Below are 25,393 nucleotides of genomic sequence, written 5' to 3' on the forward strand. Positions count from 1 at the left end.
TTCCGAAGATTCAGAGGGCGCGGTTTTGCAACGCCTCGAGCAAGCGATCATGAAAACCTGAAAAGCCGCCATTGCTCATTACGACCACAGTGTCGCCGGGCCTGACGGTATCAACAACAACGCCTACCAGGGCATCAATATCAGCGATTCGAGAGGACCGATCAGGATCTTCTGAGACTATACGTTCCAAAGCCCAGTTCAGACCGGGTGGTTCGAACCAGAATACCCGATCAGCCGCCTCCGTTGCAGGGCCGAGGGCCTCCGCATGAACACCGGCGCGCATCGTATTTGAGCGGGGTTCGATCACCGCAATCAGGCGCCCCCCCTCCATTCTCGCCTTCATACCCGCAAGCGTGGTCGCAATCGCCGTAGGATGATGGGCGAAGTCATCATAAACCGACACGCCACCCGGCGAACCCCGCCACTCGAGACGACGTTTCACTCCGTTGAAGTCAGCCAGCGCTTTGGCGGCGATCCGAGGGGCAATTCCCACATGTCGTGCCGCCGCCATGGCGGCGCTCGCATTGGCGACGTTATGGGCACCAAACAGGGGCCATGTCACAGAATGGGACTGCCCATCGGGTGCCTTCAGGACAAACTCCCCGCCGCCGCCTGCGATTACCTGCCACGACCAGTTACAGTCTGGCTGTTGTCCTACAGTAGCCGCAGGTGTCCAACAGCCGCGCTCGAGAACCCGTTGCACAGCGGCCGAACCGTCATGAATGATGTGGCCCTGCTCGGGAACGCAGCGAATCAGATGATGGAACTGCTGCTCGATGGCCGCCAAATCGGGGAAAATGTCCGCGTGATCGTATTCAAGGTTACCGATGATCAGGGTGCGCGGTTTGTAGTGAATAAACTTTGAGCGCTTGTCGAAAAAGGCCGTGTCGTACTCGTCGGCCTCCACCACAAAGAAGTCGCTGCCGCCGAGCCGCGCGGACACGCCGAAATTGGCCGGAACCCCGCCGACCAGAAATCCGGGATCCATACCGGCATACTCGAGTATCCACGCCAGCAGGCTGGTGGTCGTCGTTTTACCGTGGGTTCCCGAAACGGCCAGCACCCAGCGATCGGCCAGGAGATGTTCGCCCAGCCACTGGGGACCTGAGGTGTAGGGCAGATTCGCATTGAGCATATATTCGATGGCCGGATTGCCCCGGCTCATCGCATTGCCAACAACGACCAGGTCCGGTGCCGGTTGCAGGTGCTCGGGATGGTAGCCTTCCTCGACGGTAATTCCCGACTCGCGCAACTGTGTGCTCATTGGCGGATAGACCTGGGCATCGGACCCAGAGACCCGGTAACCCATCTCTCGTGCCAGCAGCGCCAAACCGCCCATAAACGTGCCGCAAATACCGAGTATGTGAATATGCTGGGACAAGAAGCGGCTCCAAGACGGGCGTTTCAGTTTATCATGTTGGACGAGTGCTCAGGGCCGCCCAAATGCGACACTCCCTGCTTTGTCTGTTCTCGGTTCGGAAGGTTCCATGCCAAAAGCCAATGCGTTTTATGCACAATCAGGCGGCGTCACGCCGGTCATCAATGCGTCAGCAGCGGGCGTCATCGAAACCGCCGCGCTGCACAAACAGCAGATCGGTAAAGTGTACGCTGGTCGCAATGGTATTCTCGGGGCGCTTACCGAGGACCTGATCGATACTTCGAAGGAGCCCCGCCGCAACATCCGCGAGTTAATCAACACCCCCTCCGGTGCTTTCGGTTCCTGTCGCTACAAACTTCGAAGCATCGAGGAGAACCGGGCGGAGTACGAGCGGCTGATTGAGGTATTCAAGGCCCACAATATCCGCTACTTCTTCTATAACGGCGGCGGCGACTCGGCGGATACCTGCCTCAAAGTGTCCCAGCTGAGCAAGAAATTGGGCTACCCACTACAGGCCATCCATGTACCCAAGACGATCGACAACGACCTGCCCGTTACGGACAACTCGCCCGGGTTCGGCTCCGTGGCCAAATACGTTGCGATCTCGACCCGCGAGGCCGCGCTCGACGTCGCTTCCATGTGCTCGACGTCCACCAAGGTATTTATTCTCGAAGTGATGGGTCGTCACGCGGGCTGGATTGCCGGGGCTTCGGGGCTCGCCGCCGAAAAAAGCGGCGATGCGCCGCATATTATCCTGTTCCCGGAAGTCCCCTTCGAACAGGCCCGATTTATCGACAAAGTCCGAAAGACCGTGGAAAAACGCGGGCACTGCGTCATCGTCGCCTCGGAAGGCGCACAGTACGCCGATGGTGCATTTCTCAGTGACTCCGGCATCACGGACGCCTTTGGCCACGCCCAGCTCGGAGGGGTTGCACCCATGCTCGCCAACCTGGTGCAGAGCGAGTTGGGCTACAAGAACCACTGGGCGGTCGCCGATTATTTGCAGCGCGCTGCCCGCCATATAGCCAGCAAAACCGACGTCGAACAGGCCTATGCCGTCGGTAAGGCAGCGGTTGAAATGGCCATTGCCGGTAAAAACGCAGTGATGCCCGTTATCCAACGCAAGTCTGGGAAAACCTATCGATGGTCCGTGGGTGAAGCGCCATTGGAGCGAATCGCCAACCGGGAAAAAGCCATGCCAAAACGGTTTATCAGCAGCGATGGCTTTAACATCACAGCGGCCGCCCGGCGTTATTTCGCGCCACTGATCCAGGGCGAGGCCTACCCGACATATTCAGGAGGGATGCCCCGGTATGTCACGCTCAAGTGCGTCCCGGTACCGAAAAAATTGAAGACACGTTTCGACCCGTGAGCCGGAATCGACAGCCCGATGGCGTCGGTCCCCGCGACTTATTGCGGGCTGGACTGGCAATCGGGGTATGATGCGCACCGCTTGAAATCCGTTTCTATAACCCAAGAAGGAGAAATAAATGTACAACGATGGTGAATTTGCACGCTGGCGACGTCACCCCTGGCATGGGCTCGCGCCCATGGCTGACGACGCTGACGAGGGCGTGGTTACCGCCTATATCGAGATGCTGCCCAGCGACACCGTAAAGTACGAGCTGGACAAGAACACGGGGTTCCTGATGGTCGACCGACCCCAGCGCACCACCGCGACGCCCCCTGCGCTGTACGGTTTTATCCCTAGAACCTATTGTGCCGAGGAAGTGGCCAAGCGCTGTGAACACGCGGATGTCGCCGATGGCGACCCCCTGGACATCTGTGTTTTCTCTGAACGCCTGATTACCCGAGCCGATATTATCCTTCAGGCGCGAGTCGTTGGCGGTATCCAAATGATCGATGACGGCGAGGCCGACGATAAAATTATTGCGGTTCTCGATGGCGACAATATCTGGGGCGGTGTACACGATATCGCCGACCTGCCACCGATCAAAACCGAGCGTCTGCAGCATTATTTTTCGACCTACAAAATGATTCCGGGAAAGGACATCGAAATTCGAGTCGATACGGTCTATGGGCGTGATGAAGCCCTGAAGGTGATCGAAGCGTCCCGAACCGATTACAACAACCACTATGGGCATCTGTTCGATCGGAAGTCCTAGTGCACCCGGTGCGCCCCGGGTAACGGGCCGCACCGCTTATCGATCGGCTTCAGCAACCCAGGTTGACGAAGCGCCCCCACAATTCGGCAACACGATCGATTACCGACTCCCCCAGGGCCAGAGGGCTGGTCTCCGGCCACTGCGGATCCCCGCGCCACAACGGCACAAGAAGCTCCGCCGATACCGCGGGAGAAAAGCCCTGTGCGGTATCGCGGTGACTGACATGCCAGGGCTCGGGGGCAACGCCACCTTGATCCTCAGCATAGGGGCGAAAAAACCCTTCGGCATCGTCTCGAGAAATACAATCACCCAACCAGTCAGACAGGGCGGCAAACGGCCCATCGCCGGTGTACTCGTCGGGTTCAAGACGTAGCCGATAACCGTCGTCGATCGCCGCGGCATCATAAACATCCAAATCCGATCCCCAGTGGTGCCGCGATGTTCCCGGCAAGGCCGAAAACCGCATAATCGCGTCTATCCATTCGCCATCGCTCATCGACGCCCGCTGCAACGGACGCCCCTTACCGTCGACAACAATCCGGTTGCCAGCCGCCTTGGCATCCCAAATCATTCGTTGGCGGGCATAGCTGCGGAAACCGGAAGCAATGGTGAGATCGAAACCTAGCGCCTGGCCGCGCCGCCTCAGGCGCTGCCAGGCCACTACGGTGTCGGGGCCCAACCGGTGGCGCCCCCTGAAAGGGACCAAATGGTCAGCACGTAGTCCAAGTGCCCGCTGCGCTACGAGATTCAGCGAGGCCATGCTAATCCACCAGCACCGGTAACAGCCCGTCGGGCACGAGATGGCGGGGATCCAGCGACACCTTAAGTGCCAACAGCTCAAGCCCCCCGGCTGCCGCTGCCGCGAGATCGTGGGCGTAATCCGGATCGATATCCCCGGCCGCAGCCACGCGCTCGATACCCTCATGAAAAACGCAGAAGACCAGGGCTACCCGGGTATTGGCATCCCGGACGGCCATCAATTCCTTGATATGCTTTTTCGCCCGGACGCTCACGGCGTCAGGGAATACACCGACACCGCGGTCACGGCACAGCGTAACGGCTTTGACCTCAATCAGTTGACGACGACCATCATCCCATTCCGCCATCAGATCCACCCGCGAACCGGCACCAAACTTGACCTCGCTTCGCAATGTGGCGCAATCCTCAGCAAAATCAATCAGTTGGGACTCGATCGCCTCTCGCACTACCGCGTTGGCCCGTGCCGAATGGATACAGGCCATACCGCTTTCTGTCTCCACCAGCTCCCATGTCCAGGACAGCTTTCGCCTGGGGTTATCGCTGTGTGATAGCCAAACTCGGCTGCCGGGCTCAGCACATCCCGTCATCGCGCCTGTATTGGGGCAGTGAGCCACTACCCGCTCACCCGACGGCAGCAGGACATCCGCGAGAAACCGTTTATACCGACGCTCGAGTACGCCCGCCTGAAGCTTTGGGAAGTCCATCGATGCCCGCATCGCTGTGATTGAACAACCAGTTTAACATCGCGCCCTCGCTTGACTCCGACAAGAAAAACAGCAGCAACAAATGCTGGCCTCTGCCCCCCTTATCTGATAGTTTCCCGTGCCGCAAATACGGGGGGATTTACTCCCTGCTAGAATACGAGTCAGGGGTAGCAAAGATGGCTGCAAAGAAAACGACTGAAAAGAAGGCGCCCGCGAAAGCCAAGACGGCGAGCAAAGCCAAATCGCCTGCCAAGAAAGCGGCGGCTAAAAAGAGCCCAGTGAAAAAAGCACCCGCCAAGAAAGCAGCGGCGAAAAAGAGCCCGGCGAAAAAAGCACCCGCCAAGAAAGCAGCGGCGAAAAAGAGCCCGGCGAAAAAAGCACCCGCCAAGAAAGCGGCAACCAGCAAAGCGCCCGCGAAAAAGGCACCTGCGGCCAAGAAGAAACCAGCCGCCAAAAAAGCCGCTTCTGCACGCAACGTGGCCCGGGCCGTCGGTGAGGTCCAGAAGTTTGACGACTTCAAGCCTTACAAGCCCGGTCGCGGCGAAAGCTACATGAACGATGAACAGCTTGAGCATTTTCGGCAGATTCTGCTGAACTGGCGCGGCGAGTTGGTCGATGAGGTGACGCAAACCATCTCGCACATGAAAGACGAGGCTGCGAATTTCCCGGATCCGGCAGACCGAGCGACTCAGGAAGAAGAGTTCAGCCTGGAGCTACGCACTCGCGATCGTGAACGCAAGCTGATTAAAAAAATAAATTCGACCCTCGAACGCATCAAGATCGATGACTATGGCTACTGCGATGCCTGTGGTATCGAGATCGGGATCCAGCGACTTGAGGCGCGACCCACAGCCACACTCTGCATTGACTGCAAAACACTCGCAGAAATCAAGGAGAAGCAGGAGCTCGGTTGAGCACCTGCAAAAGCGGAACCACAGCGCAGTACGTCGGGCGGTTTGCACCGTCTCCGACCGGTCCCCTCCATGCAGGTTCACTGGTCGCGGCGCTGGCCAGTTACCTCGATGCACGGCATTACGCGGGTCGGTGGCTGTTGAGAATCGACGACATTGATCCCCCTCGAAGCAGCCCCGGTGCCGATGAACTGATCCCCCAGGCGCTCCGCGCCCATGGGCTGGACTGGGATGGACATATCCTCCGGCAGAGTGAATCCAGCGACCTTTACGACCGCGCCCTTACCCAGCTTATCAACGCTGATTTGGCGTTCTACTGTACCTGTACGCGACGCAGACTGGGCCCCAGTGGTTGCTGTATGGCCGACTGCGCCAACCAGAACCACAGCACTGACGACTCCAGTCTCCGGGTCCGGGTTCCACCGGATACCCTTATCGAGTTCCATGATCGATTTATGGGGCTGCAGCGTTATCCCCTTGGCGAGCATCTACCCAACTTTATTATCCGCCGCCGGGATGGACTGTATGCGTACCAGCTGGCAGCGGCGGTAGATGACGGCGATGGCTTGATTACCGATGTTGTGCGCGGCGCTGATCTACTGCCGTCAACGCCCCGACAAATTTATTTGCAGCGACTGCTGGGCCTGGCAACACCGCGCTATGCCCACGTACCCGTGGTTTGTGGCAGTGACGGTGAAAAGCTGAGCAAGCAAACCGGAGCGCAGCCTTTGGAGGCCGCCAATGCCCGGCACAACCTACTTGCCGCACTGGCGTTTCTGGCCCAGGAACAGCCCCCCGAAATTGGCCAGTCGATGGCTGAAATGGTGGACTGGAGTGTTACTCATTGGGATCCCGAGAGACTGATTCGGTAACGCAAAACGCAAAACTGTTACTTCCCGATGCATTCTGCAGTAACATCGTGGCTTGCCGGGGTCGCGGTACTTCCCTGACGCACCACAGACAAGCAACACCAAGGTGATTCGATGCCCCAAATCCTGCTGGTCGATGACGAACCTTCACAGCGCCAGTCCCTGCGCAAGGTGCTACGCGCCAGAGATTTCAAAACTGCCGAAGCGGGTTCGGTAGCCGAAGCCCAGGATCAAATCAGCGGCGGGAAATTCGATCTGGTGATCACGGAGATGAACCTGCCCGGCACCTCCGGTAAGGAACTGATTCGGTTGTGCGCACCGACCCCCGTTATTGTCATGACCAATTACGCCAGTCTGCGGTCGGCAGTGGAAGCAATGAAGCTCGGTGCCGCCGACTACATTGCCAAGCCCTGCACCCCCGCCGATCTTGTCGCCGTTGTCGATCAGGCGATGGTCGGCATCGACGAGAGCACCGGCGCGGGATCGAATTACACCGGGCGCAGCGATGAGGGGTTCTTTACCGGCAAATGTGATGCCATCCGCTCCCTGTTGCGCAATATCGAAAAGGTCGCCCGAACGGATTCGACCTGCCTCATACTCGGCGAGACCGGCACCGGCAAAGAGCTCACCGCGCGTCAGGTTCACCTCAACAGCGCGCGGGCCGATCGACGCATGGTCGCGGTTAACTGTGCGGCCATCCCGGATACACTGATCGAGTCGGAACTTTTCGGCTACGAAAAAGGGGCCTTTACTGGCGCCAATACCAGTCGAGTCGGACTCATCGAAGCCGCCGATGGCGGAACCCTGTTCCTTGATGAAATCGGCGAACTGCCTCTGGCTGCTCAAGCACGATTGCTACGATTTATTCAGGAAGGAGAAATACGGCGAATCGGATCCACATCGAGCAAACGTGTCAATGTCAGACTGCTGTGCGCAACCCATCGCGATCTGGCCGCCCTGGCCTCGCGCAATGAATTTCGTCAGGACCTTTACTACCGCATCAATGTACTGCGGCTCGAGATGCCCCCACTGCGCGAACGTGGCGACGACGTTAATGACATGGCTCATTGGTTTGTCAGCCGCCTCTCATCCGAGATGGGCATGCCCGGAAAAAGCCTCACTGACAACGCGCTTCATGCGATATCACGCTATCACTGGCCCGGTAATATCCGCGAGCTCGAACACGCCATCGAGCGCGGCGTAGTCATGGCTGAAGGCAGCGAGATCTGTGTCGATGATCTCGGCCTGGAGACCAACGCCATCCGTCCCATACCCCAGCGGCCACGCGATAGCGAGCGCAGCAGTCCTGTGACCACAGCAACCCACGAGGCCCCGAATGAGACGGCGCAGGATGTGGGTGTTTCTGAAGAGCTGTCGCTTGAAGATTATTTTCAGCGGTTCGTTCTTGAGTACCAGGATTCCATGAGCGAGACCGAATTGGCGAAAAAACTAGGTATCAGCCGCAAATGCCTGTGGGAGCGTCGCCAGCGATTCGGATTGCCACGACGCAACGGGCGCAAGAAAACCGCCTGAAACCTCCCGGTCAGGGATCGAGTCCGTCTATTGGTAACACCAGAAAGTGGTATTTGGTAACAAAATGCTTACTTCGCCCAGTAGCAGCAAAGAATTAATTTTAATAAACCCTTGATTATTAACATTTTTATTTTTTTGGCACTACACGTGCATAATAGGGGTCAGAGCCACAACAACAATAAGCGGCCAAATAAAAATAACAGTGCAAACGGACCTGGGTGGGGAAGGAGACTTCCCCATGTTTCGTTGTGGGGTCCTGTAATCTTTGACACTTCTCCATTGCCAGAGTTCCCCGGGGTAGTAAACTTGCGCTCACACGCAACTGCTAAGGACGACCTTTGAGGGTCATCACCCCCGACGTACACCGCATCAGCCCCAACCTCGTCAGCGAGGCCGCTGTCAAAGTGGTATCCCGGCTTAAGTCCAAAGGCTACGAAGCTTACATCGTCGGTGGCGCCGTTCGCGACCTCCTCCTTGGCGGGCAACCCAAAGACTTTGATGTCGGTACCAACGCCACCCCCGAGCAAATAAAAGCGGTGTTCAAGAACGCGCGGATCATCGGTCGACGCTTCCAGATCGTCCATGTGCGCTTCGGCCCCGAAATTATCGAAGTCACCACCTATCGTGGTCACCACGCCTCGGGCTCTGCCCCGGCATCGGGCAAGGATAGCGGCAATACCAAAGCCCACAGCCGGCAATCCGATAAGGGCCTGCTGTTGCGTGACAATGTTTATGGGACGCTCGAGGAGGACGCCGCCCGCCGCGACCTGACTATCAATGCGCTTTACTATGATCCCGAGGACGAGTCGGTTCTCGACCAGCTAAACGGCATGGCCGACGTCGAGGCCCGGTTGGTGCGAGTCATCGGGGAACCCCACACGCGCTATCGCGAGGATCCCGTACGCATGCTGCGGGTTCTGCGGTTTGCCGCCAAATTGCAGTTCGACGTCGAGTCTGAGACCGATCACGCGATCGCCGAATGCGCACCGCTGCTCGCTGAGATTCCATCGGCACGGCTTTTCGATGAATTTTTAAAGCTGTTCATGGCCGGTTATGCCACGCCCACCTTCAAATTGCTGTATCGCTATGGCCTACTGCACCATCTTTTTCCTGAACCCACCCGGGTTCTTGCACATGAAGCCAGGCACTACGAATTAGTGGTTGCCGCGATGGAAAGTACGGATCGCCGTGTACGGGAAGATCGGCCGGTGACGCCCGCCTTTCTGCTCGCCGCCATTATGTGGCCCGTCGTTCAGGAGCGTGCTGCAGAGTTGATCCATGCCGGCGAGACCGCTATTCCCGCCTTCCACAGCTCTGGCCAACAGGTTGTGGCTGAGGTCTGTGTGCATACCGCCATACCTAAACGATTCTCCCTGCCCATGCGGGAAATGTGGGATTTTCAGCCCAAGCTGGAGCGACGTCAGCCGAAACAGATCAAAAGTCTACTCGCCAGCCGCCGCTTCCGTGCCGCGTACGACCTGCTCCTGCTCCGGGAGGCCTCGGGTGAGAAACTGAATGACTGTGGTCAATTCTGGACCGAGCAGCAGGAAATCTATCCCGATCTGGTGGGTTCAGCACCACGCAGGGATCCACCCCCCAACCGGCGTCGCGGGCGGCGCAGGCGCACGCCCCAGTGAATACCGCCTATATCGGTCTTGGCGCCAATATCGAGTCCCCCGCACAGCAGTTACTCGATGCCGCAGCCGCGCTTTCACGACTCCCCGACAGCGAGATTGCCGGCTGCTCGAAGGTGTATCAATCACCGCCGATGGGACCCCAGGATCAACCGGACTTCCTCAACGCCTGTGTACATTTACGTACCGGGTTAACGCCCATCAAATTACTGGATCACCTGCAGTCCATCGAGGCAAGACAGGGACGAAGGCGCGAACGGCGCTGGGGTGAGCGTTGTATTGACCTGGATATCCTGGTGTTCAACGACCTGGTTATGGAGACTCCTCGACTCACCCTTCCCCATCCGGGAATCGGCCATCGACGCTTTGTTTTACAGCCCCTGAGCGACCTGCTGGCGCCCCACCACCACCTCGCGGGAGTCGGCGAACTGGGCGCGCTCAGTGCGAGGCTGGAAGATGCACCCCTCCAAGTCACGGATTTGTCCCTCGAGTCCGTCCTCATTCAGGTCGTCACCCAATGATTGAAATCACCGCCGGTGACGGTATCGATCTTCGGGGTCGATCCGCCCCCGGTTTTATTGCGGTTGAAGGGCCCATTGGCGTGGGTAAAACCACGCTGGCCAACCGGCTCGCGGGCACCTTCAATTATGATGTGCTGCTGGAGGATCCCCAGGAAAACCCGTTTCTGGAGCGCTTCTATCAGAACCCACGGCAAACGGCATTGGCCACCCAGTTATTCTTCCTGTTCCAGCGCGCGCAGAAAATACAGGATATGCGCCAGCAGGATATTTTCGAGCCGGTCAGGGTCGCCGATTTTCTGATCGATAAAGACCCGCTGTTCGCCCGAGTCAATCTCGATAGCGACGAGTATCAGCTGTATAACAAGGTTTATGGACAGCTCACCATTGATGCGCCAACCCCCGATCTGGTCATTTACCTGCAGGCGTCGGTCGATCGCCTGCAGGAGCGGATCCAACAGCGGGGACTCCCGGCGGAGCGCCATATCGATCGTGAGTACCTCGAAACACTCAATGAGGTCTACAGCGAGTTTTTTCTCTATTACGATGCTGCACCGCTTTTGATCATCAATGCCAATGAGCTCGATTTATCCGACAACGACCGCGACTACAGACAACTGGTTGACTATCTACTTGATGTTCGCAGTGGACGTCACTACTTCAACCCCACCTTCTTCGGTTAAGCTGCGGTTAGGGCTCAAGTGACCGAATTAACGACGCAGGAATCGAAGCCATGAAACGCGTAACCATCAGTACGTTGGATGCCATGAAGGCCGCGGGCGATAAATTTGTGATGATCACTGCCTATGATGCGACCTTTGCCCGCCTGGTCAGCGAGGCGGGTGCAGAAACCATTCTCGTCGGCGATTCTCTGGGCATGGTGTTGCAGGGTCATGACACAACGATTCCCGTCGACCTCGAAGCCATGGCCTACCACACCGCCTGTGTTGCGCGGGCAAGACCCCACTCATTGATTGTCGCTGACATGCCGTTCATGTCCTACTCAAGCACTGACGATGCGTTGGCAGCGGGTACCCAGCTGATGCAGGCCGGTGCACAAATGATCAAGATGGAGGGCGGTACCTGGCTCAGCGACAGTATCAACCAGTTGGTCGAGCGCGGCATTCCCGTTTGCGCCCACCTGGGCCTGACACCGCAATCGGTCAATGTTTTCGGTGGCTATCGGGTACAGGGTAAGACGCCAAAAGAAGCGAAATCCATTCTTGCGGACGCCGTAGAGATTCAGGATGCAGGAGCCAGCCTGCTGGTACTTGAGTGCGTGCCTGCGCACCTTGCGGCCGACATCAGCTCCAAGCTCGACATCCCGGTTATTGGTATCGGTGCCGGGGCGGGTACCGATGCCCAGGTACTGGTGCTCCACGACTTGCTGGGCCTCAGCGATGTAACACCCAAGTTCGTGCAGAACTTCATGGCCGAGGCGGATTCAGTTCAAGACGCGCTCAAGGCGTTTGTCGCAGCGGTGAAGTCCGGTGATTATCCGCTCGAACAGCACACCTACACCTAGCCGCTGAATGGAAATCGTTTCAGATTCCAACGCCCTGCGCTCAAGTCTGGCCCAATGCGCTGACAACACGAAAACCGTGGCCTTTGTACCGACCATGGGTAATCTTCATGCGGGCCATCTTGCGCTGGTTGACCGGGCGCGGCACGTTGCCGATTGTGTGGCCGTATCCATCTTTGTTAATCCGATGCAGTTCGGCCAGAACGAAGACCTCGATAGTTATCCCCGCAGCCTGCAAAAGGACATCGAGCAGCTGGAACGCCTGGATACCGACCTGGTATTTACCCCGACCACCAGCGACATATACCCCGAGGGTATTGATCGCCATACGCAAGTGAAAGCACCGGGGTTAACCAATGTCCTCTGTGGTGCCAGCCGGCCGGGACATTTCGATGGGGTGACTACGGTCTGCTGCAAGCTATTCAACCTCGTTCGGCCCGACGTGGCTATTTTCGGCGAAAAAGACCTGCAGCAAGTGATGGTCATCCGCAAAATGGTAAGCGATCTCGCCCTGCCACTGAACATCGAGACCGTGGCCACAGCAAGAGCTGAAGATGGTCTCGCACTAAGCTCGAGAAACGGGCGTCTCACCCCGGAGGAACGGGCGAAGGCACCCTCGATTTATCAGGCGCTTGTCGACTGTGCGCAGGCTATTCGTGGCGGAGATCGAGATTTTCAACGCCTGCAGAAAACCACCATCGAGCATCTCGATAATGTCGGTTTTGCTACCGATTACTTCGAGATCCGTCGCCGCGATAATCTCGAGCTGGCAACCCCGGAAGACACCGAGCTGGCCATTTTTGCAGCCGCCAGGCTCGGTAGCACTCGTTTGATCGACAACATCAGTGTCTGATCATCGATTGTTGGGCTCGAGCCAGGTAAAACCCGCCTCACCGAAATACATCACCCCAGCGCGCATCGCGATAAGGCGCAGTCGATCATCACTACCAGGCAATTGCGCAAGCTCGAGTTGCCATTCGCCCGGATTATCACCCACCTGCCTCGCCGCTGTGGGCGCTTCAGGACCCTGATTGACGAGCCCCAGTAGCAACGAATCGAGGGGAAACACCGACGATATACGCAGCCCGGCCGATTCCTGGTCAAGGCGGGAGATCTCGAGCTGAAAATCTTCATTACGCAGTCGACAGATGCCACCTCCGTATCGGCAGCCGCTTTGTTCAACAAGAGGGTAGGACTGCCCGGGCTCTGCTTTTTGGGGCATCAATAAATCACCCCCCATAAACCAACCCACTGCGAACCATGCCAGGACGGCCAGCACGGGGGTGACCAGCATAGCGATCACCACGTGCTTGTTCTTCATAAGCGACACTACAGACATAGGTTTTCTCTCATCAATCGCCAGGGCGCGGTAAACACGCGGGTAACCCGGCTTATCTGGCAAAAATAGCGCATAAAAAAGGGGGCAAAGCCCCCAAAGATTACAACAGTGCAACAGAAAGATCAGTGCGTCTGGGCAATACTCGCGCCCACCGGAACACGAATGTCCTCGACCAGTGCCTGGATACGCTCGGGCGGCGCAGCCGTGACCTTGCTGACCACGATCGCCACGGTAAAGTTAATCACCGCACCGATGCAGCCAAAGGCGTTGGGCTCAATACCCATGAACCAGTTGCTACCGAGTCCTTCCAGGTAACGCCACTCGGGTATGAACATGATCCCCTTGTGCTGGAACACGTAGAAGAGGGTGACACCGATACCGGCAACCATGCCTGCAATTGCCCCTTCGCGAGTAATCTTTCTCGAGAAGATACCCATCATCAGCACCGGGAAAATCGAGGAAGCGGCAAGGCCGAACGCCAAGGCCACCGTCCCCGCGGCAAATCCTGGCGGGTGCAGCCCGAGATAGCCGGCGCCGACAATCGCGAGCGCCATCGCCACCCGGGAGGCACGAAGTTCCTGCTTCTCGCTGATATTGGGTAGCAGCATCCCCTTGAGTAGGTCGTGGGAAATGGCTGACGAAATTGCGAGCAACAGTCCCGCAGCGGTAGACAGCGCCGCGGCCAGGCCGCCTGCCGCGACCAGGGCAATCACCCAGTTGGGCAGATTGGCGATCTCGGGGTTAGCCAGTACCAGAATATCCCTATCCAGCTTGACCAACTCATTGACCGACTCGTCGGCACTGTACTGGATACGACCATCACCGTTCTTGTCTTCAATCTCGAGAAGGCCCGTGGTCTCCCAGTTCTTGAACCAATCGGGACGCTCATCAATTTTCAGGTATTCACCCGGACTCGGTTCAATGGTCTGCATGATATTGAGACGCGCCATACCGGCGACCGCTGGTGCCGTGGTGTAAAGAATGGCGATAAAGATCAACGCCCACCCGGCAGAGCTTCGCGCATCCTTCACCTTGGGTACGGTGAAGAACCGGATAATGACATGGGGCAAGCCCGCGGTTCCGATCATGAGTGAAGCGGTGTAGGCGAACATATTGAGCGTACTCAGTCGTCCGGTCGTCGTGTACTCGGAAAAGCCGAGATCCATCACCATCATATCGAGCTTGTCGAGCAGGTAGGTATCCGTACCCACCAAAGTGCTACCGAGCCCCAATTGCGGGAACGGATTACCGGTAAGCTGCAGGCTGATGAAGATCGCTGGAATCGTGTAGGCGAGAATCAAAACGCAGTACTGGGCGATCTGGGTATAGGTAATCCCCTTCATTCCACCGAGCACAGCGTAGAAGAAGACAATGACCATACCGGTGTACAGCCCGGTCTCGTAATCGGTCTCGAGGAAACGTGAGAAAGCCACACCGATACCTTTCATCTGACCGATGACATAAGTCACCGAGCAAATGATCAGGCAGATCACCGCCACGGTTCGCGCGGTATCCGAGTAAAATCGGTCACCGATAAACTCAGGCACAGTGAACTTACCGTACTTTCGCAGATAGGGTGCCAGCAGCATGGCCAGTATCACGTAGCCACCGGTCCACCCCATCAGGAACACCGAGCCGCCGTAACCCATAAACGCGATCAGACCCGCCATACCAATAAACGATGCGGCCGACATCCAGTCGGCGGCGGTTGCCATACCATTGGCGACCGGGTGAATACCCCCGCCTGCAACATAAAACTCTTTTGTTGAACCGGCGCGTGCCCAAATGGCAATGCCGATATAGATGGCGAAGGTGAAACCTACAACAATGTAGGTGATCGTTTGCAGTTCCATTATTCTTCCTCCTCGACATCAAATTCCTTGTCGAGTCGACCCATCGCCCAGGTGTAGTAAAACACCAGCAGAATAAAGGTATAAATCGACCCCTGTTGTGCGAACCAGAATCCTAATTTGTAGCCTCCCAGATGGATGGCATTCAATTGATCAACAAGCAGTATTCCGAAGCCGTAGCTCACTGCGAACCAGATCACTCCGAGTTTGACCATGAGTGACTTGTTGCGGCGCCAGTACTCTTCGGCATTTTTTTCAGACAGATTTGACATAGTGTTCTCCTTGGCTCGAATGACCAATTATTTAAAGCTGTACTGAACAGCCATCTGGATACGGTCGAGGTCACCCTTGTCACCGTTTTCCAGCTCTTTGCTCGCGTAAATGTATTCACCACCAATCCAGAGTCCTGGTGCTGGCTTGTACTTCAGGTTGGCATGAAACGAATGGTATTCCTTCGCCCAACTACTCGAATCCACATCCGAAGGATTGTCGGCTGCGGAGTAGGAGTAACCAATGGAGGACTCCCAGGCCTGGGACCACAAGTGCCGATAAGCGAGATAGCCGCCCATTTGATCGAAGGTTTCAACATCGCCGTTGATATCAACGTAGCCGTCATTGAACATGTTCAGCCCGAGGTAACGACCCAGCGCATCGCCGTAGCTAAGCTGCATCCGAATATCGTGGCCGCCCTCCAGCGTATACTTTCCGGATCCCGAAATACCATAACCCTGGGCTGAATCATCCATTCCCGTATTGCGGTCATCGTAAGAAAGTGTCCGCAGGATACCCGCTACCGACCAATTCATATTGCCGGTCTTGGTTTTGTACCGGGCCACGAGGTCGGGCATGTAGCTGGAATTGAAATCGTCATGGGCAACACCGTTCAGGCGAGTCCGCGGGTTCTCGGCGGCGAATTGCCAATTACCCGTGGACCATCGAACCATCGCCTGCCGGTTAAACACCGTGCCCGCGGGTCCTACGAAATCAACAAAATAGGGTAGCGTGCTGACGTCATGGAACGTCGACCACGCCTGTCCCGCCAGCAGCGAGCCCGAACCATAGTTCCAGTCGACATAAGCCTGACGAATTCGCGCGGCGTAGCTATTGGATATCCGCTCATCACCCTGCCCGCCGATCATAAAATCAAGTTCAACCCGCGAGGAAAACACTCCCGCATCGGTTTTGGTTTCGGTACCGAACAAAAATCGCGACTGCTTGGCGTGGATATTGGTGGTCGAATACGAGCTATCACCACCGGTTGGAATCAGCGAAGGCACGAGTAAATCATCGATCAATGGGCTCGCCGGTTTTCCATCGCTGTAATTGGTCGCCAGCGCATTCAATGAGATAAAGCCACCATAAGTGAACTTGGTATTCGGACTCATCGGCCGCATTTCTTCATGCATGGTCCGGGCTTCATTGACATCGAGAAACTCAGTGGAGACCTCCACACTCGCTTCATGCTGCTCGAGCTTGGATAGCAATAAAGCCACCTGCCTCTCCAGCTGTGCGATTCGCTGCTCCGTTGCATCGTCGGCATATGCCATTGTGGATGCGGCGGTACATGAGACGACCGCCGCAGCCAGTACTGACCGATGCATCCCCCTGATCAAAGCCATAGTGCGCTCCTTTTATGTTTATTGGCCTATCGGAGCGTTCGTTATACGGACAAGCGCGGACACTACCCACTAGACTTTGGTCAAAACAAGGGCTAATTTCGACTAAGGTCTATACCGATCCAAACGGGATTGTTGCCAGACCATTGCTCTCACATTCTGATAAAAATTAAGGCCGAGACGGCATCGGTCCATAAACGGGTTGCGCTACCTATGGGTACCACTATTTGTATTGCTGACGATCATCCGCTGTTTGGTCAGGCACTCAGTACAGTGATTTCCGCCAGCGATCTCGATGCTGAAGTCATGACTGTGGCCGATGTGGAGACCGTGCAGAAACACCTGCTCAGCCAAAAACCGGTCGATTTACTGATGCTGGATTTACACATGCCGGGCGCCGTTGGTTTCTCAGTGCTTAGCTGGTCTTTGGCGCAGCGCCAGCGTTTGCCCATTATCATCATCTCCGCGAATACCCATCCTGAAACCGTGCGCCGCGCACTCGATCACGGCGCGGCCGCATTTCTCAGCAAGTCTGCAGAGCCCGAAGTCATTGTCAGCACCATAGGTCGGGTTATCGCCGGTGAGAGAGGTCTCCACCCAGGGCTTGAGACCTCAAGTCGCGGCGAATCCCTGAGCGGCCTCGATGCGGCGGAAGCCATCGCGACAATGACCGCGCAACAGTTTCGAGTAGTGTCCATGCTGGTGGAGGGACAACTCAATAAGCAGATTGCTTACGAACTGGGGGTGAAAGAAGCCACCGTGAAAGCACACATGACCGAGATCTTTCGCAAATTGGGTGTACATTCCCGTACTCAGGCGGCGCTGGTATTAAACCGCTTGATGCCGGAAACCAACCAGAACTACGAGGCCCCACCAAGCTCTGGAGCTTCCTGAGCAAGTGCCGTCAACAACGCTCTGAGTCGCTGCTCATCCAGGGGCTTGGGCAGAAATCGACATTGAGATGCCCTCGCCTGATCGCGAACGCTGCCGCTGTCATCCGCGCTCACGATAACAACAGGCGATTGCAGACCCAGTTGCCGGAGTGCGGCAACAACCGACAGGCCGGTCTCGCCCCGGTCGAGATGATAGTCGGCGATAACGGCGAGTAGCCCGCTGCCGGTATGGGAAAATACCCGGCGAGCTTCCCCGCCCGAGGCCGCAACCTCCACCGAGAGGCCAAACCCCTCGAGCACGCTCGCGATACCCGCTCGCAACGAGGGATCGTTATCGATCACGATAACCCTGCCGGCGATGAACCCTTGATTATGGGTGGCAGCACCCTCGGTGTCGGTAGTTTCGGTCAGTGCTTCAACGCGGGGTAAGCGCAGGGAAAAATGGCTCCCTTTTCCTCGTTCCGATTCGAGATCCAGTGTGGCGTTTAACAATTCGGCGTATCGAGCAACCAGAGACAGCCCCAGGCCAAGGCCATCTGCCCCGGGACCGTCCGCCCGTTCGAGACGCTCAAACTCATTGAAGATTCGGCCCTGATCCGCCCGGTCGATCCCAGGCCCGGTATCGTAAACATCGATGCATACCGTTCCACCGCTATGACGCACACCGATCAATATCCTGCCCTTCTCGGTATATTTAACCGCATTGCCCACGAGGTTCTGCAACAGCCGCAGCAACATCGCCTCATCTGTCCGCACCCAGCTGGTGGTAGGAACGAATCTCAGCTCCAGTGCCTGGCTCTTTGCCTGAGGCGCGAACTGAAAACTGAGTTCATCAAACAGTTTTTGCAATGGGAAAGTGGTTTCAGTCGCTACCATTCCTCCAGAGCCGAGGCGGGCCATCTCGCGTAATTCCTGAATCATGGTCTGGGCCCGATCCAGCGAATTCAACAATTGTCGGCGCAGGTTTGTTTCCCCTGAATCCTCAGTGCGCGGTAAGGCGCCCGCCAGCAATCGTGCAGCATTGATAGGCTGGAGTAAGTCGTGGCTGGTCGCCGACATAAAATGGGTCTTACTGCGGTAGGCATCCCGCAATTGTGCCTCGGCCTCGGATCGAAGACGAACTTCATGGCGTAAATCCGCATTGCGCTCGCTCAGCGCCTTCTCGCCGGTTACCAGTCGGCTCTCAAGCTCAATCTTTGCCTCCCCCAGCTGAACTACCAGCTCGTTGTAGTCGGAGATGTCCACGTAGGTGGTCACAAAACCGCCACCGGGCAGGGGTGCGCCGTGGACCTTGAGCACCCGACCATCAGCCATCTCGCGCTCGATGGTGTATTCAGACCCGTCGCGCAAAAACTCCAGCCGACGATCAACCTCCTGTTGCAGGGTTCTTCCCTCAGAGGCTGACAAAATGCCGCGCTCGGCATTAAAGCGATAGACCCGATCAATAGGACAACCTACAAACAGGAACCGCGCAGGATAATCGAACATTCGCTCGTACTCGCCGTTCCAGGCAACCAGGCGCAACTGGGCATCGACCACCGAAACGCCATGGCCAATATTTTCGACGGCGGTTTCCAGCACCTCTCGATTGAATGAGACTGAACGCTGCGCATCACCAACCAGCGCGGTAAGGTCATTAATATCGAGCTGCAAATCCTTCTCCAAACGAGCGACAATCTGTTGCGCTGACGTCGCGCCAACCGCATTGGCCAGAACGGCCTCCACGGCCGCAATCACAAACCGCGGTGCTCGATCCGAGGGCAACAACCGCTGCTCATACGACGCCTCCAGCTCCCGCCAGAATCGCTGAAAACCCAAATCGGATAACAGCGGACGAATCAGACTGGCAAGCTGGACGACATGCACAACGCTGGGAGAGAAATCGAGTGCTGCCGTCTCATCGGACCCACTCATAAAACGGTGAGCCTGACGCAAATCCGCCGACCGTGCTCGCAGAACCAGAGACAGGACCAGACAGATCAGCGTATTCAATCCCAAACTGAAAAAAGTCACGAAAGCAAACGACGAGTCTGTCAGTAACGCCTCGAGTGGCCCGTCGGGTAGTAACTGATGCCAGGCGCTATCCACAGGAAGCGTCGCGGGCAGTACACCCATGACGAGCCACACCAGCGCACCGCTCAGCATACCCACGAGAATTGCCGTGCCGTTGGCCCGCTGCCAGTACAGCCCAATGAGTAAGGCGGGTGCCAATTGCGCGGTACCCAGAAACGAGAGGAAACCAATTTGAGTGAGCCCCGGCAGTGCAGAGAGCCCCGACGCCACAAACCAGGCGGCGATCGAAATCGCAAAAACCGTAATCTGGCGAGAGCGACGCAGTACCCTGCCAAAATTAAGCAAGGTCCGTGAGGCCGGGTCTGCCACCCTGAACAAGAGCGGTACCACCAACTCATTGGTGACCATAATCGATACACTAACCGTGGCCACCAGCACCATCCCGGTCGCCGCGCTGATACCGCCCAAAAATACCAGCGCCGATACCCCACCGGAATCGAGTGCGATGGGTATAAGCTGAACATAGGTATCCGCGACCCCGGGGCCCTCGCCGGAAAAAATCTGCTGACCCGCCAATGCTATCGGTACCACCAGGAGCATGAAGAGCAGCAAGTAGGAAGGAAACAACCATCGCACCCGGCGGGTTTGCTCAATACTGTCCACCTCCACGACGGTCACGTGGAACTGGCGCGGCAGGCACAGTATGGCCACCGCAGAAATCAGCAACTGTGCCCAAAATGTCGAATCAAATTGCATCGTACTTATCGGTGCTGTTGGCGACGATACCGAACCGTGCTGGTACAGCCAGACAGCCGCCAACCCCGCTACGGCTATAAATGCAATCAGCTTGACCAACGCTTCTGCGGCCATGGCATGCATCAGACCGCGGTAACGCTCGCTGCCATCCAGCCGCCGAACCCCGAACAAAACCGCAAATGTCGCCAGCCCCAGCGCAATCAGCAGGGTAATACTGTCAGCGGCAGCGCCAGGCAACAGGGTGTCACCCGTGTTGACCACTGCCCAGACCTGCTGCAGGGCGCGAAATTGCAGCGCGAGATAAGGCAACACTGCAGCAAGACAAATCAACGCAGCGCCCGCGGCAACCGATTGGCGCTTGCCGTATCGGGAGCCAAGAAAATCGGCGATAGAGGTCACCCGCTGTCGATGCCCTGTCTGCACCAGACGATCGATAATCGGGCGACCGAGGGTCAGTACCAGAAACGGTCCGATATAAATCGCGGCGTGTGACCAGGGCTCTGTGGCCATCGACCCAACAGCACCATAAAAGCTCCAGGACGTGCAGTACACCGCCAGCGTCAGGGCATAAACATACGGTGACGTCTGCCGCTGGCTAACGCCTCGATACTCGAAATAATTCGCAATAATGAACAGTGCGCCGATGTAGGCCAGCGCGAGCACCAGAAGGATTGTGGGGGTCATAGTCCTACCGCCCCAATCCCGAAGCCCAAGCAGGTATTGAACAGCAGCATCAGCTTAAACCGCCTCACAGTCACTCGGTATTCATCACTATCGGCCGCCACTGATCTTGGTCGGTAGCAGTGATACGTCGGTACTGCTCAGGGCGTGGGCACCCTGTACCTTTGGCCGCGGATACCACTGCCCCCGAATCGGTGGCGAGATTCATTCGCGCGGCATCCAGAAAATGAAAGGTCTTGCCGCCGATAATCAATGTATCCGTCTTCATATCGCGAGTCTAACCGACCGCTATAAAAGAATGACAAGAATTTCCAGGGTGGGATAGCAAGGCTTTCAGGGCAAAAAAAAGCGGCCCACGAAATGTGGGCCGCTATCGCAGTCTTACGTTTTAGACGCTATTCAGCGGTCAGCGACTCGGGTTCGGGGTCGCCCTGGTCAACGTCATCAGCCGGCGCATCCGCCGCTTCGTCAGCCTTGAGCTCCTTGATCGACAGCTTAATACGGCCGCGCTGATCGACGTCGAGTACCTTGACGCGCACTTCTTCCCCCTCGGTGAGGTAGTCGGATACGTTCTCAACCCGCTCCTCGGCGATCTGGGAAATATGAACCAACCCATCTTTGCCGGGAAGAATGGTGATGAACGCACCAAAGTCAACAATACGCGCCACCGTACCGGTGTACACAGCGCCTACTTCTGCCTCTGCGGTGATCTCCATGATCATATCGACAGCGGCATCGCGCGCCGCCTGAGTCTGACCAAACACCTTCACCGTTCCGTCGTCATTGATGTCAACGGTTGCACCCGACTCTTCGGTGATTTGACGGATAGTGGCACCGCCCTTACCGATAATGTCGCGAATCTTGTCGGAGTCGACCTTGAGGGCAACCATACTCGGTGCGTTCTCAGAGGTGATCTCGCGAGGTGCATCGATGACTGCGTTCATCTGACCGAGAATGTGTAACCGAGCCTGAAGTGCCTGCTCGAGCGCGATTTCCATAATTTGCTCGTTGATGCCTTCAATCTTGATGTCCATCTGCAATGCAGTAACGCCGCTCGCGGTACCCGCCACCTTGAAATCCATATCGCCGAGATGATCCTCATCGCCCAAGATGTCGGTGAGGACGGCAAAGTTGTTGCCTTCCTTGACCAGACCCATGGCAATACCCGCGACCGGTGCCTTCAGAGGCACGCCCGCGGCCATCAGACCGAGGGAACCCACGCAGACTGACGCCATTGAGCTTGATCCGTTGGATTCAGTAATTTCAGAGACAACGCGGATGGTGTAGGGAAATTCTTCTTCCGTCGGCAACACAGCAGCGAGACCACGTCGGGCGAGCCGCCCATGGCCAATCTCACGACGACTGGTAAAGCCGATGCGGCCGGCTTCACCCACCGAATAGGGAGGGAAGTTGTAATGCAACATGAATGGATCGCGTCGCTCGCCTTCCAGCGCATCGATAATTTGCGCATCGCGAGTAGAGCCCAGCGTGATGGCACCAATGGCCTGGGTCTCTCCGCGAGTGAAGAGTGCCGACCCGTGAACTTTGGACAGGATGTCGAGTTCGCAGGCAATCGGACGTACGGTTCGGCCATCACGGCCGTCGATTCGCGGCTCACCATCGAGAATTCGCTGACGAACAATCCGCTTTTCCAGCCCCTTGAAGACGTCTTTGATGTCATCAGCGGTCGGGCCGTCTTCGGCCGCCAATTTCTCGACCACAGCATTGCGAACTTCACCGACACGCTCGTAGCGCGCCGCTTTTTCGGTGATGCGATAAGCCTCGCCCAGAGCGGCGCCGGCTTCAGCTTCTACCGCTGATTGCAGGCCTTCGTCCACCGCAGGCGCTTGCCACTCCCAACGCGGCTTACCGGCATCGGCAACCAGCTCATTGATCGCGTGAATGACCGCCTGCATTTCCTGGTGGGCAAACAACACAGCACCCAGCATCTGGTCTTCGGTCAGTTGGTCGGCCTGGCTCTCAACCATGAGTACCGCGTCCTTGGTACCCGCAACCACCATATCGAGCTTGCTGCTCTTCAATGCGCTGTAGGTTGGATTGAGGAGGTAGCCCTCAGCTTCGGTAAAGCCGACGCGGGCGCCACCAATGGGGCCATTAAAAGGTGCACCGGAAATCGCGAGTGCCGCAGAGGTGCCGATCATTGCGGGAATATCGGGATCAATCTCGGGGCCGGCGGACATCACAGTACAGACTACCTGTACTTCATTCATGAAGCCGTTCGGGAACAAGGGACGAATCGGTCGATCGATCAATCGTGATGTCAGGGTCTCTTTCTCGCTCGGTCGCGCTTCACGCTTGAAGAAACCACCCGGGATCTTACCAACGGAATAGGTTTTCTCGATGTAATGCACGGCCAGGGGAAAGAAATCCTGTCCAGGGCGCATGCTGCGTGCGGCAACAACGGTACACAGAACGCTGGTATCACCCATGGTGACCATGACCGCGCCTGAGGCTTGACGGGCAATACGCCCGGTTTCCAGGGTGACTTCATGGCCACCGTACTGGAACGATTTACTAACTACGTTCACTGACTATTCTCCAAAATAAAACGGCCGGCAAAAAGCCGGCCTGTGGGCTGAACATTACCGGCGCAGGCCGAGACGCTTGATGAGTTCTGCGTATCGAGGGGTGTCTTTGCGCTTGAGGTAGTCCAGCAGCTTACGACGCTGATTAACCATTCTGATCAGACCACGACGGGAATGATGATCCTGTCCGTGTTCCTTGAAGTGCTTCTGAAGCTCTTCGATGTTGGCTGTGAGCAGTGCCACCTGAACTTCGGGTGAGCCGGTGTCACTCTCGGATTGCTGGTAATCCTTGACGATTTGCGCCTTACGGGCGGCGTTTAATGCCATGTCGTTATCTCCAACCTGCGATGTTTAACGAGCCCAACCGTGCAGGTTTACAGATGGGTTCGGCCGGGGACTCCCGGCTAAAATCGTTGCGTCGCGAGAATGCGCTTTGGGGCCACGCGGCCATCCTCCAGCATCTCACCTATACCGAGGAACGCTCCCCCGGTAATCGCGAGGCGCACCATACCATCTCGCGGGCCATTTGGCACTAGTACGGGCTGCCCCTGACGCAGGTAATATCCCGCAGATTCTCCAACCTCAACCCGCGGCAGATGGGTAATTGCGAGCTCCATGGACTGTAAAGTGGCATCCAGCGCTGGCGGCCCCCCCTGGCTGGCAATGTCCTCGAGCTGCTCCATCGTGAGCGCCTGATCGAGGGTAAATATGCCAGCACCCGTTCGTCGCAATGTAGCCACGTGCGCGGGAAGTCCAAGCGCCCGACCCAGATCCTCAGCAAGCGAGCGGACATAGGTGCCTTTGGAGCAGCGAATATCCACCACGGCGTGAGCACACTCACCGGGCATAAAATCCAGGAGTTCAAAGGCGGCGATCGTCACCCGCCGACCCTCCCGCTCGACCTCGATACCCTCGCGTGCCAGCTTGTACAACGGCTGTCCATCGCGCTTGAGTGCAGAGTACATGGGAGGGACCTGGTCGATTTCGCCACGAAATTCGCTGATGGCAGCTTCCACGGCGTGCCGGGTCAGTGAAGACGCGTCAGCGCGAGCCGTTTCATCACCCTCGGCATCACCCGTCGCTGTGCCAACACCAAAGGCAAAAGTGCTCTGATAGGCCTTATCGGCGTCCAGTAAAAACTGGGACACCTTGGTAGCCTCGCCAAAGCAGAGGGGGAGCACACCGGTCGCAAGAGGATCCAGACTACCCGTGTGGCCCGCCTTCGCTGCGCCAAAGAGCCGCTTGACCCGTTGCAGAGCACCGTTTGAAGTAACGCCTTTTGGTTTATCAAGTACGAGGATGCCGTTAACGGCTCGTCCACGACGACGACGTGCCACTTTAATTTCCCACAGATGGGTCTTCGTCTTCAGCGTCGCGCAACCGGCGATCGGCGTCCTTTACCCGGTCGATCAATTGCTCCATCGAGCGACCGTAACCCACGCTCTCGTCGAAACGAAACTGCAGTCGAGGCACGGTCCGCATAGTCGCAGAACGCGCGATGCGGGAGCGCAGGAATCCGGCGGCGCCATTCAGCACCTGGGTGGTCTCCTCAGCGGCTTCCCGGGAATCAACCCCAAGCTGGGTGTAATACACCTTGGCATGGGCGAAATCCCGAGTCACATCAACGCCGGTAACGCTAACCATATGCGCGCGAGGATCTCGAACTTCCTGTTGAATCAGCCGAGCCAGCTCCTGCTGCAGAAAGTCACCAACCCGTTGCGACCGTGTGAATTCACGCGCCATCA

24 protein-coding genes are annotated in these 25,393 nt (G+C 57.1%); 11 read left to right on the top strand and 13 right to left on the bottom strand.

Annotated elements, in window-relative coordinates:
* Positions 1-10 precede the first annotated feature (10 nt).
* Entirely contained in the window at positions 11-1,381 is a 1,371-nt protein-coding gene (mpl, locus tag NOR51B_RS02240; protein WP_040481603.1) for a UDP-N-acetylmuramate:L-alanyl-gamma-D-glutamyl-meso-diaminopimelate ligase, read from the bottom strand.
* Between the two features lie 106 nt (positions 1,382-1,487).
* Here mpl and NOR51B_RS02245 point away from each other — a divergent pair, with 106 nt between their 5' ends.
* Positions 1,488-2,750, top strand: coding sequence for a 6-phosphofructokinase (locus NOR51B_RS02245; RefSeq protein WP_009020133.1), 1,263 nt, complete (start codon positions 1,488-1,490; stop codon positions 2,748-2,750).
* Between the two features lie 118 nt (positions 2,751-2,868).
* On the top strand, positions 2,869-3,504 hold the full coding sequence (locus NOR51B_RS02250; protein WP_009021567.1) for an inorganic pyrophosphatase: 636 nt from the start codon (positions 2,869-2,871) through the stop codon (positions 3,502-3,504).
* 49 nt (positions 3,505-3,553) lie between these two features.
* Here NOR51B_RS02250 and NOR51B_RS02255 read toward each other — a convergent pair whose 3' ends face one another.
* Both NOR51B_RS02255 and sfsA read right to left on the bottom strand, forming a co-directional pair.
* Entirely contained in the window at positions 3,554-4,264 is a 711-nt protein-coding gene (locus tag NOR51B_RS02255; protein WP_154647582.1) for a M15 family metallopeptidase, read from the bottom strand.
* A 1-nt stretch (position 4,265) separates the two neighbouring features.
* Positions 4,266-4,967, bottom strand: coding sequence for a DNA/RNA nuclease SfsA (gene sfsA / locus NOR51B_RS02260; protein ID WP_040481606.1), 702 nt, complete (start codon positions 4,965-4,967; stop codon positions 4,266-4,268).
* 176 nt (positions 4,968-5,143) lie between these two features.
* Here sfsA and dksA point away from each other — a divergent pair, with 176 nt between their 5' ends.
* The 8 genes from dksA to panC all read left to right on the top strand — a co-directional run bounded on the left by dksA (position 5,144) and on the right by panC (position 12,807).
* Entirely contained in the window at positions 5,144-5,881 is a 738-nt protein-coding gene (gene dksA, locus NOR51B_RS02265) for an RNA polymerase-binding protein DksA (RefSeq protein WP_009020960.1), read from the top strand.
* Positions 5,878-6,750, top strand: coding sequence for a tRNA glutamyl-Q(34) synthetase GluQRS (gluQRS, locus tag NOR51B_RS02270; RefSeq protein ID WP_009020284.1), 873 nt, complete (start codon positions 5,878-5,880; stop codon positions 6,748-6,750). Before dksA ends, gluQRS begins: the two co-directional genes overlap by 4 nt.
* A 111-nt stretch (positions 6,751-6,861) precedes the next feature.
* Positions 6,862-8,280, top strand: coding sequence for a sigma-54-dependent transcriptional regulator (locus NOR51B_RS02275; RefSeq protein ID WP_009020976.1), 1,419 nt, complete (start codon positions 6,862-6,864; stop codon positions 8,278-8,280).
* A gap of 338 nt (positions 8,281-8,618) precedes the next feature.
* Positions 8,619-9,917, top strand: a complete 1,299-nt coding sequence (gene pcnB / locus NOR51B_RS02280) for a polynucleotide adenylyltransferase PcnB (RefSeq protein WP_009019631.1) — start codon at positions 8,619-8,621, stop codon at positions 9,915-9,917.
* A complete protein-coding gene (gene folK, locus NOR51B_RS02285; protein ID WP_009020136.1) occupies positions 9,914-10,435 on the top strand; it encodes a 2-amino-4-hydroxy-6-hydroxymethyldihydropteridine diphosphokinase in 522 nt (173 codons plus the stop codon). The genes pcnB and folK overlap by 4 nt, the downstream gene beginning before the upstream one ends.
* Entirely contained in the window at positions 10,432-11,115 is a 684-nt protein-coding gene (locus tag NOR51B_RS02290; RefSeq protein WP_009020354.1) for a deoxynucleoside kinase, read from the top strand. The genes folK and NOR51B_RS02290 overlap by 4 nt, the downstream gene beginning before the upstream one ends.
* Before the next feature lie 50 nt (positions 11,116-11,165).
* Positions 11,166-11,957: a 3-methyl-2-oxobutanoate hydroxymethyltransferase gene (gene panB / locus NOR51B_RS02295; protein WP_009021618.1), complete on the top strand. Its 792-nt coding sequence runs from the start codon at positions 11,166-11,168 to the stop codon at positions 11,955-11,957.
* A gap of 7 nt (positions 11,958-11,964) precedes the next feature.
* On the top strand, positions 11,965-12,807 hold the full coding sequence (gene panC, locus NOR51B_RS02300; protein WP_009018852.1) for a pantoate--beta-alanine ligase: 843 nt from the start codon (positions 11,965-11,967) through the stop codon (positions 12,805-12,807).
* Here panC and NOR51B_RS02305 read toward each other — a convergent pair whose 3' ends face one another.
* From NOR51B_RS02305 to NOR51B_RS02320, 4 genes are all read right to left on the bottom strand, one after another.
* The gene (locus NOR51B_RS02305; RefSeq protein WP_040482267.1) at positions 12,808-13,293 is read right to left on the bottom strand and encodes a hypothetical protein; all 486 of its coding nucleotides are present in this window, start codon (positions 13,291-13,293) and stop codon (positions 12,808-12,810) included. It abuts the gene before it with no gap.
* Positions 13,294-13,415: 122 nt separating this feature from the next.
* On the bottom strand, positions 13,416-15,146 hold the full coding sequence (locus NOR51B_RS02310) for a sodium:solute symporter family protein (RefSeq protein ID WP_009021164.1): 1,731 nt from the start codon (positions 15,144-15,146) through the stop codon (positions 13,416-13,418).
* On the bottom strand, positions 15,146-15,415 hold the full coding sequence (locus NOR51B_RS02315; protein ID WP_009021109.1) for a DUF4212 domain-containing protein: 270 nt from the start codon (positions 15,413-15,415) through the stop codon (positions 15,146-15,148). The genes NOR51B_RS02310 and NOR51B_RS02315 overlap by 1 nt, the downstream gene beginning before the upstream one ends.
* A 27-nt stretch (positions 15,416-15,442) precedes the next feature.
* Positions 15,443-16,762 (bottom strand): DcaP family trimeric outer membrane transporter, encoded by a 1,320-nt coding sequence (locus NOR51B_RS02320; protein ID WP_230198385.1) that lies wholly within the window; start codon positions 16,760-16,762, stop codon positions 15,443-15,445.
* A gap of 210 nt (positions 16,763-16,972) precedes the next feature.
* On the opposite strand from NOR51B_RS02320, the gene NOR51B_RS02325 reads away from it, so the two are divergent.
* The gene (locus NOR51B_RS02325) at positions 16,973-17,653 is read left to right on the top strand and encodes a response regulator transcription factor (protein ID WP_009021286.1); all 681 of its coding nucleotides are present in this window, start codon (positions 16,973-16,975) and stop codon (positions 17,651-17,653) included.
* On the opposite strand, the gene NOR51B_RS02330 is transcribed toward NOR51B_RS02325, so the two are convergent.
* The 6 genes from NOR51B_RS02330 to rbfA form a co-directional block, all read right to left on the bottom strand.
* Positions 17,620-21,105, bottom strand: coding sequence for a PAS domain-containing hybrid sensor histidine kinase/response regulator (locus NOR51B_RS02330; protein WP_009019089.1), 3,486 nt, complete (start codon positions 21,103-21,105; stop codon positions 17,620-17,622). The two genes, NOR51B_RS02325 and NOR51B_RS02330, sit on opposite strands and share 34 nt — an antisense overlap.
* 70 nt (positions 21,106-21,175) lie before the next feature.
* Positions 21,176-21,370: a hypothetical protein gene (locus NOR51B_RS02335; RefSeq protein ID WP_009021292.1), complete on the bottom strand. Its 195-nt coding sequence runs from the start codon at positions 21,368-21,370 to the stop codon at positions 21,176-21,178.
* A gap of 127 nt (positions 21,371-21,497) precedes the next feature.
* Positions 21,498-23,651 (bottom strand): polyribonucleotide nucleotidyltransferase, encoded by a 2,154-nt coding sequence (gene pnp / locus NOR51B_RS02340; protein WP_009019775.1) that lies wholly within the window; start codon positions 23,649-23,651, stop codon positions 21,498-21,500.
* A gap of 54 nt (positions 23,652-23,705) precedes the next feature.
* Positions 23,706-23,975, bottom strand: coding sequence for a 30S ribosomal protein S15 (rpsO, locus tag NOR51B_RS02345; RefSeq protein ID WP_009021372.1), 270 nt, complete (start codon positions 23,973-23,975; stop codon positions 23,706-23,708).
* 77 nt (positions 23,976-24,052) lie between these two features.
* Entirely contained in the window at positions 24,053-24,985 is a 933-nt protein-coding gene (truB, locus tag NOR51B_RS02350) for a tRNA pseudouridine(55) synthase TruB (RefSeq protein ID WP_009019876.1), read from the bottom strand.
* A gap of 1 nt (position 24,986) precedes the next feature.
* A complete protein-coding gene (rbfA, locus tag NOR51B_RS02355; RefSeq protein ID WP_009019735.1) occupies positions 24,987-25,391 on the bottom strand; it encodes a 30S ribosome-binding factor RbfA in 405 nt (134 codons plus the stop codon).
* Positions 25,392-25,393: the final 2 nt, after the last annotated feature.

The organism is Luminiphilus syltensis NOR5-1B, from assembly GCF_000158175.1.
Classification (GTDB): Bacteria; Pseudomonadota; Gammaproteobacteria; order Pseudomonadales; family Halieaceae; genus Luminiphilus; species Luminiphilus syltensis.